The 7,843-nt window shown below is 70.3% G+C and carries 9 protein-coding genes; 7 read left to right on the plus strand and 2 right to left on the minus strand.

Going from position 1 to position 7,843, the window contains the following annotated elements:
- The 7 genes from ACIKT0_RS09640 to gmk form a co-directional block, all read left to right on the plus strand.
- On the plus strand, positions 1 to 347 hold a 347-nt coding region (locus tag ACIKT0_RS09640; protein ID WP_407105142.1), incomplete at its 5' end, for an ACP S-malonyltransferase.
- A gap of 14 nt (positions 348 to 361) precedes the next feature.
- Positions 362 to 1,099 (plus strand): 3-oxoacyl-[acyl-carrier-protein] reductase, encoded by a 738-nt coding sequence (fabG, locus tag ACIKT0_RS09645; RefSeq protein ID WP_407105143.1) that lies wholly within the window; start codon positions 362 to 364, stop codon positions 1,097 to 1,099.
- Between the two features lie 255 nt (positions 1,100 to 1,354).
- Positions 1,355 to 1,597 carry an acyl carrier protein gene (locus tag ACIKT0_RS09650; RefSeq protein WP_131001824.1) on the plus strand — a complete coding sequence of 81 codons (243 nt, stop codon included), beginning with the start codon at positions 1,355 to 1,357 and terminating at the stop codon, positions 1,595 to 1,597.
- A gap of 60 nt (positions 1,598 to 1,657) precedes the next feature.
- Positions 1,658 to 2,923 carry a beta-ketoacyl-ACP synthase II gene (gene fabF / locus ACIKT0_RS09655; RefSeq protein ID WP_183396314.1) on the plus strand — a complete coding sequence of 422 codons (1,266 nt, stop codon included), beginning with the start codon at positions 1,658 to 1,660 and terminating at the stop codon, positions 2,921 to 2,923.
- 254 nt (positions 2,924 to 3,177) lie between these two features.
- The gene (gene mltG, locus ACIKT0_RS09660) at positions 3,178 to 4,356 is read left to right on the plus strand and encodes an endolytic transglycosylase MltG (protein WP_407105144.1); all 1,179 of its coding nucleotides are present in this window, start codon (positions 3,178 to 3,180) and stop codon (positions 4,354 to 4,356) included.
- Positions 4,357 to 4,464: 108 nt separating this feature from the next.
- Positions 4,465 to 5,355 (plus strand): YicC/YloC family endoribonuclease, encoded by an 891-nt coding sequence (locus ACIKT0_RS09665; protein ID WP_407105145.1) that lies wholly within the window; start codon positions 4,465 to 4,467, stop codon positions 5,353 to 5,355.
- A 5-nt stretch (positions 5,356 to 5,360) separates the two neighbouring features.
- Complete coding sequence (gmk, locus tag ACIKT0_RS09670) at positions 5,361 to 6,032, plus strand: guanylate kinase (RefSeq protein ID WP_407105147.1); 672 nt, start codon at positions 5,361 to 5,363, stop codon at positions 6,030 to 6,032.
- A 10-nt stretch (positions 6,033 to 6,042) separates the two neighbouring features.
- Here the strand turns inward: gmk and rsmA are convergent, their stop codons facing one another.
- A complete protein-coding gene (gene rsmA, locus ACIKT0_RS09675) occupies positions 6,043 to 6,885 on the minus strand; it encodes a 16S rRNA (adenine(1518)-N(6)/adenine(1519)-N(6))-dimethyltransferase RsmA (RefSeq protein ID WP_407105148.1) in 843 nt (280 codons plus the stop codon).
- Positions 6,882 to 7,843 (minus strand): 4-hydroxythreonine-4-phosphate dehydrogenase PdxA (pdxA, locus tag ACIKT0_RS09680; protein WP_407105149.1); only part of this gene is annotated, 962 nt, incomplete at its 5' end. The genes rsmA and pdxA, both read right to left, overlap by 4 nt.

The raw sequence follows: 7,843 nt of genomic DNA on the forward strand, positions 1-7,843 counted from the left end.
GCGCGCTGATGCAGCCTGCGGCCGAAGCGATGCGCGAGGCGCTCGCCGGCGTGAAGATCAGCGCCCCGCGCGCGCCCGTCGTGGCCAACGTCACCGCCAGCCCCCTGACCGACCCGGAAGCGATCCGCGCCCGGCTCGTCGAGCAGGTCACGGGCGCCGTGCGCTGGCGCGAGTCGATGGCGTTCATGGCGGGCGCGGGGGTTACGCGCTTCATCGAGGTCGGCGCCGGCAAGGTCCTGTCGACCCTCGTCAAGCGGGTGGCCCCGGAAGCGTCAGGCGAGTCGGTCGGCTCGCCCGAGGACGTCCAGCGCATCCGCGCCGAAGGCCTGTTCGCGACCGTCGTCTGATCCGGAGAACCGCCATGTTCGATCTCACGGGCCGCTACGCCCTCGTCACCGGCGCGACCGGCGGCATCGGGGGGGCGATCGCCCGCGCGCTGCACGCCCAGGGAGCGACGGTCGCGCTCTCGGGCACCCGGCGCGAAGCGCTGGAGGCGCTCGCCGCCGATCTCGGGGAGCGGGCCCACGTGCTCCCCGCGAACCTGAAGGATGAGGCGGCGGTCGACGCGCTTCCGGGCGAGGCCGAAGCCGCGCTGGGCGGCCTCGACATCCTCGTCCACAACGCCGGGGTGACGCGGGACAACCTCTTCCTGCGCATGAAGGACGAAGAGTGGTCGGAGGTCATCGCGGTCAATCTCGCCGCTGGCTTCAGACTTTATCGGGCGGCGCTGAAGGGCATGATGAAGCGCCGCTACGGCCGGCTGATCGGAATCACGTCCGTGGTCGGCGTGACCGGCAATCCGGGCCAGGGGAACTACGCGGCCTCGAAGGCTGGGCTGATCGGCATGTCGAAGTCGCTCGCCGCCGAGGTGGCGAGCCGTAACGTCACCGTGAACTGCATCGCGCCGGGCTTCATCGAGAGCCCGATGACGGACGCGCTCAACGAGAAGCAGCGCGCCGGCGCCCTGGAGCGCATCCCCGCCGGCCGCTTCGGGGTTGGCCCGGACGTGGCTGCGGCCGCCGTTTATCTGGCAAGCGGCGAGGCCGCCTACGTGACGGGCCAGACCCTGCATGTGAACGGCGGAATGGCGATGATCTGACGGATTCCGAGCCGCGCCGGGCGTCTGGCGCGGGTGTTGGGATCATGCTACGAACCCGCCGTCTTGAGGGGATAACGCCCCGCTCGGCGTGCTTTATTTTTCCGCATCCGGCGACGGTTTCGACAAAAAACGTTGCCCGGACTGCGCTGCGCCTTCAAAAAGCCCGCCCGGGGGAATCGCGACCGGACGAAATTGTCCGGATCGTCTGTCCGGCGGGACGATCTTCCGAACGGAACTAGCCAGGGATTGAGAACGATGAGCGACATTGCCGAACGCGTGAAGAAGATCGTGATCGAGCATCTCGGCGTTGACGCCGAGAAGGTGACCGAGAACGCCAGCTTCATTGACGACCTTGGCGCGGACAGCCTCGACACCGTCGAACTCGTCATGGCGTTCGAAGAAGAGTTCGGTTGCGAGATCCCGGACGACGCGGCTGAGACGATCCTGACGGTCGGCGACGCGACGCGCTTCCTCGAGAAGAACGCCGCTCAGGCCTGAGCCTGAGCGAGGGCTGAAGCGAATGACGCTGTACGAGGTTCTGTCGTTCGGGGCGACGACGTGAGGCGGGTCGTCGTCACGGGTCTCGGCATCGTCTGCCCGCTGGGCGCCGGGGTCGAGACGGTCTGGCGCCGGCTGATCGCGGGAGAGAGCGGTCTCCGCAAGATCGACCAGTTCCAGGTCGACGATCTTCCCGCCAAGGTCGCCGGCGTGATTCCACGCGGCGACGGCTCCGAAGGCACCTTCAACGCCGACGCTGTTCTGGAGCCGAAAGAGCAGCGCAAGGTCGATGATTTCATCACCTTCGCGATGGCGGCGGCCGAGGAGGCGCTGGCCGACGCCGGGTGGGCTCCGCAGACCGAGGACGATCGCTGCGCGACAGGCGTGCTGATCGGCTCCGGGATCGGCGGTCTCCAAGGCATCGAGGAGGCGGCCCACATCCTTCGGGACAAGGGCCCGCGGCGGATTTCGCCCTTCTTCATCCCTGGGCGGCTGATCAACCTCGCGTCGGGCCAGGTGTCGATCCGGCATGGCCTCAAGGGCCCGAACCACGCTGTGGTGACGGCCTGCTCGACCGGCGCTCACGCGATCGGGGACGCCTCGCGCCTCATCGCGCTCGGCGACGCCGACGTGATGGTCGCCGGTGGCGCGGAATCTCCGATCTGCCGGATCGCGGTGGCGGGTTTCTCCGCGTGCCGTGCGCTCTCCACGGCGTTCAACGACGAGCCGGAGCGCGCTTCGCGTCCCTACGACAAGCTGCGCGACGGCTTCGTCATGGGCGAGGGCGCGGGGATCGTGGTGCTCGAGGAGCTTGAGCACGCTCGGGCCCGCGGCGCGAAGATCTACGGCGAAGTGGTCGGCTACGGGATGTCGGGCGACGCCTATCACATCACCGCGCCGGCGATGGATGGCGACGGCGCCTTCCGCTGCATGAAAGCGGCTCTGAAGCGGGCCGGCGTGGAGCCGAGCGAGATCGACTACATCAACGCCCACGGCACCTCGACGCCGCTGGGCGACGAGATCGAGCTCGGAGCCGTGACGCGGCTGGTCGGCAACGCCGCAGGCAAGATCACCATGTCGTCGACCAAGTCGGCGATCGGCCATCTGCTCGGCGCGGCCGGGGCGGTCGAGGCGATCTTCTCCGTGCTGGCGATCCGCGACCAGGTGGCGCCTCCGACCCTCAATCTCGATGATCCGTCCGTCGAGACCGCGCTGGACCTGGTTCCGCACAAGGCGAAGCCGCTGTCCATCGACGTCGCCCTATCGAACTCCTTCGGTTTCGGCGGCACCAACGCGTCGCTCGTGTTCCGGCGCTACGCCGCCTGACACGTTCCAGGCGGCCGTGGCGACCTTCGCCATAATCCCGGCCGAGCTTCGCGCGAGAACCGCCAGGGCGGACGTCTGACCTGGCGAGAGGAGGACCGACTGTGTCGAGCGAGGGCGCCCCACCGGATCCCAAGGGAAGCATTGGGGGCGCCAGCGGCGCCGGCGCGCCTCGGCCGCGGCTCGTCTCCTCGAACCCGTCCCCTCAGCCTGCCGCCAGCGAGGCTTCGGCGCCTGCTTCCGAGGACGCCAAGCCCGTGGCCGCTTCCCCGGCCGCAGGCAAGCCAAGGCGGCGGCGGCGCGACAGCGCGCTTGTCGGCTATCTGAGCGGTCTGTTCACCTTCCTCAGCCTGCTGGCGCTGTGCGCCGGCGGCGCGCTCTATTACGGCAAGTCGCTCTTCGAGCGCCCGGGTCCGCTCGCGGCCGAGACCACAGTCATGATCGCGCGCAACCAGGGCGTGGCGGACATCGCCGACTCGCTGCAGCGCGCCGGCGTGATCGAGCACCCGCGGGTGTTCGAGATCGGGGTGCGGGCCTATGGCGTGCACGACCGGCTGCGGTTCGGCGAATATGCTTTCCCGGCTCGCGTCAGCATGCATGAGGCGATGGACATCCTCGCCTCGGGCAAGTCGATCGAGCACCCGATCACCATCCCTGAAGGCCTGACCAGTCTCCAGATCGTCGAGCGCCTGCGCGACCATCCGCTGCTGACCGGGGAGATCAAGGAGATCCCCGAGGAAGGCACCCTGCTGCCCGAGACCTACAACTTCGTGCGCGGCACCTCGCGCGAGCAGGTCATCGCCCGCATGCAGCAGCACCAGAAGGAGGCCGTGGCGCAGATCTGGAAGGACCGGAAGCCGATCCCCGGCGTGAAGACGCCGCAGGACCTCATCATCCTCGCCTCGTTGGTGGAGAAGGAGACAGGCATCCCCGAGGAGCGGCCGCTGGTGGCGGCGGTGTTCGCGAACCGGCTCAGGAAGGGCATGCGCCTGCAGTCCGATCCAACGATCGTCTACGGCCTCGTGGGCGGCCGCGGCACCCTAGGCCGCAGCCTCAACCGCACCGACATCCGCTCGAAGACGCCCTACAACACCTATGTGGTTTCGGGATTGCCGGCGGGCCCCATCGCCAACCCCGGACGGGACGCGCTGAAGGCGGCGGCTCAGCCGCCCGAAACCCGCGACCTCTACTTCGTGGCGGACGGCACGGGGGGCCACGCCTTCGCTCCGACGCTCGTTGAGCACAACCGCAACGTGGCGAAGTGGCGGAAGCTGGAGCGCGCCAGCGCCGCGCCGGCCGATCGCCTGACGCCGGACGACGCCGCCGCCGAAGCGCCGGAAGCCGGCGGCGCGATCGACCCCGACGAGACTGGCGCGGCCGCCTCTTCGTCCACCCCTCCTTCCAAGAACGAGCCCCGCAAGCCGCGTCGGCCCTAGCCGCACGAACCGCGCGCCCTCGGGATTCTCGTCGTCCGCGCTCGCGGTCGCGCTGGCTCTGTGCTCAAAGAACGCCTCTCGTCGTCCTCCTGTGATGAAAGGTCGCCAATGGTCCTCGCCAGCATGACCGGTTTTGCGCGCGCGGCGGGCGGCCTCGACGGCGCGCGCTGGACGTGGGAGCTGCGCAGCGTCAACGCCAAGGGCCTGGATCTGCGGTTTCGTCTCCCCCAGGGCTATGAGGGCGTCGAGCAGGCGGCTCGAGGAGAGGCCGCGGCGCGGCTGAAGCGGGGCGCGGTCCAGGCCTCGCTCACGCTCGACCGGGCGATGACGAAGGCCGAGGTCAGGATCAACGAGGACGCACTGCAGGCGGTTCTCGCGGCTGCCGCCGCCGTGGCCGCGCGTGTGCCGGGCGCAGCGCCCCCGACGGTCGACGGGCTGCTGGCGCAGCGCGGCGTCGTGGAGTTCGTTGAAGCCGGCGACGACCCTGATCAACGCGCCCGCCTCGAGGCGGCGCTGATCGAGGATTTCCGGGTCGCCCTGGAGGCTCTCGCGCAGGCCCGGGCGGGCGAAGGGGCCGCGCTCGCGGCCACGCTCGACCAGCGGCTCACGACGATCGCCGAGCTCACGATGCGCGCGGACGCCTGTCCGGCTCGCACGCCGGAGGCGGTGCGTCGCAAGCTCGCGGAACAGGTGGCGGCGCTGGTCGGGACCGGGGCCACGCTCGACCCTGACCGTCTGCACCAGGAGGCTGTGCTGCTCGCAACCAGGGCGGACGTGCGCGAGGAGCTCGACAGGCTTGCGGCGCACGTGGAGGCGGCGCGCGCTTTGATCGCTGAAGGCGGAGCCGTCGGTCGCCGGCTGGATTTTCTGGCGCAGGAGTTCAGCCGCGAGGCCAACACTCTCTGCGCGAAGTCGAACGATCGCTCGCTGACCGCGATCGGCCTTGAGCTCAAGGCCGTGGTCGAGCAGTTCCGCGAGCAGGTCCAGAACGTGGAGTGACCGAGATGACGCCCCCGTCCGAGCAGCTTGCGGCGCTCCCGCGTCGCGGCGTGCTGCTGATCCTGTCCTCGCCGTCGGGCGCGGGAAAATCGACCCTCACGCGGGCGCTCCTCGATACCGATTCCGAGATCACGCTCTCGATCTCGGCGACCACGCGCGCCCGGCGCCCGAGCGAGGCCGACGGCGTGCATTACCGGTTCCTCAAGCAGCGCGAATTCGACGCCATGAAGGACGCCGGCGAACTGCTCGAATGGGCCGAGGTCCACGGCAACTGCTACGGCACCCCGCGCGAGCCGGTTGAGAAAGCGCTGGCCGAAGGCCGCGACGTGCTGTTCGACATCGACTGGCAGGGCACCAAGCAGGTCTGCGAGAAGATGCGCGCGGACGTCGCCACCGTCTTCGTGCTGCCGCCCTCCGCCGCGGAGCTCCGCTCGCGGCTGGAACGTCGGGCGGAGGATTCCCCGGAGGTGATCGCAAGCCGCCTGCGCAACGCCGCGGTGGAGATCGGCCATGTCGACGAATACGACTACGCGGTCATCAACGACGATTTCGAGCGCTGCCTGAACGAACTGCGCGCCGTGCTCCACGCCGAGCGGGTTCGCCGGGCCCGCCGGCCGGCCATCACGGATTTCGCGGCGGGTCTCATCAGGGATCTCGCGGACCTGCAGCCGTCCTGAGGACGATCGGCTATCGCCGGGCGCCCAGCGCGTTGGCGAGCGCCACGAAGCCTTCGACCGGGATCTCCTCCGCCCGCCGGGTCGGCTCGATGCCGGCTTCCGCGAGCAGGGCTGCGGCGTCGCCGAGGCTCTTCAGGCTCTGGCGCAGCATCTTGCGACGCTGACCGAACGCCGCCTGGGTGACGGCCTCCAGATCCCGGACCGCACAGGGCAGGGGGTTCTCGCGCGGCGTCAGCCGGACCACGGAGGACGTCACCTTCGGCGGCGGCGTGAACGCCTGCGGGTTCACGTCGAACGCGATGTTGGTCTCGCAACGCCATCCGCAGAGCACGGCGAGCCGTCCGTAGGCCTCGTCTCCGGGTTTTGCGGCGATGCGTTCGGCGACCTCGCGCTGGAACATCAGGGTCAGCCCGTCCCACCAGGGGGGCCAGCGGTCGGCGGCGACCCAGCCGGTCAGCAGCGGCGTCGCGATGTTGTAGGGCAGGTTGGCGATCACCCGCGCCGGACCTTCGCCGGCGAGGGCCGCCATGTCGACCTCAAGCGCATCGCCCTCGATGATGTCGAGCCGCCCCGGATAGCGCGCGGCGATCTCGGCTAGGGCCCCGAGCGCGCGCGAATCCTTCTCGATGGCGACGACGCGCTTGGCGCCCTCGGCGAGCAGCGCCCGCGTCAGGCCACCCGGGCCCGGGCCGACCTCGACGACCGTCACGCCTTCTAGCCGTCCGCCGGCGCGCGCGATGCGGGCGGTAAGGTTGAGGTCGAGCAGGAAATTCTGGCCGAGCGACTTCTTCGCCGCCAGTTCGTGGCGGCGGATGACCTCGCGCAGCGGCGGCAGATCGTCGATCGGGCTCACGCCGACGCCGGCCCGCCGGTCAGTCGCTGCGCCAGCCGCAGCGCCGCGAGCAGGCTTTCGGGATCGCCGGTCCCGGAGCCCGCGATGTCGAAGGCCGTACCGTGATCAGGGGACGTCCGCACGAAGGGCAGGCCGAGCGTCGCGTTGACTGCGGTGTCGAAGGCGAGGGTCTTCACCGGGATGAGCGCCTGGTCGTGATACATGGCGAGCGCCACGTCGTAGCGGGCGCGCGCGGCGGCGTGGAACATCGTGTCCGCCGGCAGGGGGCCCTTGGCGTCGATGCCTTCCGCCTGCAGGCGGCGCACGGCGGGCGCGACGATCGCCTCGTCCTCGTGACCAAGCACGCCGTTCTCGCCCGCGTGCGGGTTGAGACCGGCGACCGCCAATCGGGGCGCCTCGACGCCGAAGCGGCCGCGCAGGTCGCGCGCCACGATCCGCGCGGTCTCCACGATGGCGTCCTCCGTCAGCCGGGCGGGAACCTCGGCGAGGGGGATGTGGACCGTGACCGGAACCACCGCGAGCGCCTCGGACCACAGCAGCATGACGGCGCGCGCCGGAGCTCCCCAGAGCGATTCCGCGAGGGCGCCCAGATATTCCGTGTGGCCCGGGTGCGGAAAGCCGGATGCGACCAGCGGGGCCTTGGCGATCGGCAGGGTGACCACGGCGGAGCAGCGGCCGCCATGGACCAGTTCGACGCTGTCACGGATCGCGGCGATGACGGAAGCGGCGTCCTCGACGGAGGCGCGGCCCGGCTCGGCCCGGCATGGCGCGCCGACGGGGTAGATCGGAAAACGGTCGGAGAACAGCGCAAGCGCCCCCTCCGGCTCCGTCTCGGCAAGCGGGAGATCGATCCCGAGGAGCGCCGCCCGCGACGCGAACACCCCGGGGTCTCCGACAGCCACGAATGGCGGAATCCGGCGCGCGCCTCTGGCCGACCAGAGGGCGAGGGCGAGCTCCG

The organism is Hansschlegelia beijingensis (genome assembly GCF_045505405.1).
GTDB classification, from domain to species: domain Bacteria; phylum Pseudomonadota; class Alphaproteobacteria; order Rhizobiales; family Methylopilaceae; genus Methylopila; species Methylopila beijingensis_A.